We start from the raw sequence: 2,255 nt of genomic DNA, 5'->3' as shown, positions 1-2,255 counted from the left end.
GCACGGCCCAGACGCCGGCGCCGACGAGCGCCACCGCCAGCCCGCCGAGCACGGACGGCAGCGGGAGCGTGAGCGCGAGGACCACGCAGCCGACCAGCCCGAGCGCGGCCACCCAGCGCGGCGGCCGGCCCTCGTCGGCCCCCAGGCGCAGCGCGCTGGCGTTGGTCAGGGCGTAGTAGGTGAGCACGCCGAACGACGAGAACCCGATCGCGCCGCGCACGTCCAGGGTCGCGACGAGCACGATGACGACGGCCGCGACGGCGAGCTCCGCCCGGTAGGGGACGCCGTGCCGCGGGTGCACCGCTGCGAGGAACGGCGGCAGCTCGTGGTCGCGGGCCATCGCGAAGGCGGTGCGCGACACCCCGAGCACCAGCGCCAGCAGGGCGCCCAGCGACGCGACGGCGGCACCGACCTGCACGACCGGGCTGAGGGCCGCCCAGGACCCCGCCTCGACCACCGCGCGCAGGGGTGCGGCGGTCGCGGCCAGGACGTCCGGTCCCACCGCGAGGAGCGCGCAGACGCCGACGACGAGGTAGACCACCAGCACGATGCCGAGCGCGAGCGGGATCGCCCGGGGGATCGTGCGGCGCGGATCGACCACCTCCTCGCCCAGCGTGGCGATCCGCGCGTACCCGGCGAACGCGAAGAACAGCAGCCCCGCGGACTGCAGCACGCCACCGAGGTCGACGCCTGCGAGGTTCTCCGTCGACGCGGTCCCGCCGGCCACCGACGCCGCGACGACGACCGCGAGCGTCACGAGCGTGAGGGCGACGATCACCCGCGTGACCAGGGCCGTCTTCTGCACGCCGCGATAGTTCAGCGCGGTGATCGCGACGACCGCGAGGATGCCGACCAGGCGCGCCTGCCCGGGCGCTGCGTAGGACGCGAACGTCAGGGCCATCGCCGCGCAGCTCGCCGTCTTGCCGACGACGAACGACCAGCCGGCCTGGAACCCCCAGAACCGGCCGAGCCGCCGCCCCGCGTAGACGTAGGTGCCCCCCGACTCCGGGTACAGCGCCGCCAGCCGTGCCGACGACGTCGCGTTGCAGAACGCCACCACCGCGGCGATCGCCAGCCCGATCAGCAGACCCGACCCGGCGGCCTCGGCCGCGGGCGCGAAGGCGGCGAACACCCCGGCGCCCAGCATCGCGCCGAGCCCCACGACGACGGCGTCGGCGACCCCCAGCCGCCGGACGAGGGCGGTCACGCGCCGACCGGCTCCACGCCCAGCTCGTCGAGCAGGGTCAGGATCCGGCCGCGGATCTCGTCGCGGATCGGACGGACCGACTCGATGCCCTGGCCCGCGGGGTCCTCGAGCACCCAGTCCTCGTACCGCTTGCCCGGGAAGTACGGGCACGCGTCGCCGCAGCCCATGGTCACCACCACGTCGGAGGCCTGCACGGCCTCGGTGGTGAGCACCTTCGGCTGCTCCGCGCGGATGTCGATGCCGACCTCCGCCATCGCGTCGACCGCGACCGGGTTGACCTTGTCCGCGGGCATCGACCCGGCCGACAGGACCTCCACGGCGCCGCCGGACAGGGCTTTCAGGAAGCCGGCCGCCATCTGGGACCGGCCGGCGTTGTGCACGCAGACGAACAGGACGCTGGGCTGGGTCATGACACTCCAAGGGTGGTGAGCAGGGTCTGGACGCGGGAGTCGATGTCGGCGCGGATCGCCGCGACGCCGTCGGGGGAGGCGAGGGCGGGGTCGCCGACCGCCCAGTCCTCGTACCGGATGCCGGGGTAGACCGGGCAGACGTCGCCGCAGCCCATGGTCACCACGACGTCGGCGGCGCGCACGGCGTCGTCGGTCAGCGGCTTCGGGAAGCCGTCGACGCCCAGGGCGTCGAGCTCGGGACGGACGTGGGTGTGGATCGCGGCGGCGGGCGCCGAGCCCGCGGACCGGGCGAGGACCGCGTCGCCGGCGTAGCGCCGGAGCAGGGCGGCGGCCAGCTGCGAGCGACCGGCGTTGGCGACGCAGACGAACAGCACGCGGGGGACTGTCGTCGCGCCTTCGATGCGGGCGAGGTCGTCGAGGCGCTGCCGCGCGAACCGCTCGGCGAGGCCGACCGTGCGCGAGCCGGCGCCCGTCCTGGCGAGGGCCGTCGCGGAGTCGCGGACGACGTCGCGGACCCGGAGGGGGTCGATCGTCGGGTACCGCGGTGCGAGCTCGGCGGTGATGCGGTCGAGGCGGGCGTCGAGGTCCGGGATCGCCGCCGCCGTGCGCTCCTCGGTGCCGGCGAACGACTCCAGCAC

The 2,255-nt window shown here is 75.5% G+C and carries 3 protein-coding genes; all 3 read right to left on the bottom strand.

The annotated features are described in order from the left end of the window. Nucleotides 1-1,207 (bottom strand): APC family permease (locus tag AC1DUQ_RS21010; RefSeq protein ID WP_477074547.1); only part of this gene is annotated, 1,207 nt, incomplete at its 3' end. Next, nucleotides 1,204-1,617, bottom strand: coding sequence for an arsenate reductase ArsC (locus AC1DUQ_RS21005; RefSeq protein WP_477062519.1), 414 nt, complete (start codon nt 1,615-1,617; stop codon nt 1,204-1,206). The genes AC1DUQ_RS21010 and AC1DUQ_RS21005, both read right to left, overlap by 4 nt. Then, nucleotides 1,614-2,255: arsenate reductase/protein-tyrosine-phosphatase family protein (locus AC1DUQ_RS21000; RefSeq protein ID WP_477074546.1), on the bottom strand; the 642-nt coding region annotated here is incomplete at its 5' end. The genes AC1DUQ_RS21005 and AC1DUQ_RS21000, both read right to left, overlap by 4 nt.

The organism is Cellulomonas sp. P4_B5_2 (assembly GCF_056402235.1).
The sequence above is the reverse complement of the archived record's forward strand: the minus strand, read 5'-3'. Positions and strand labels throughout refer to the sequence as shown.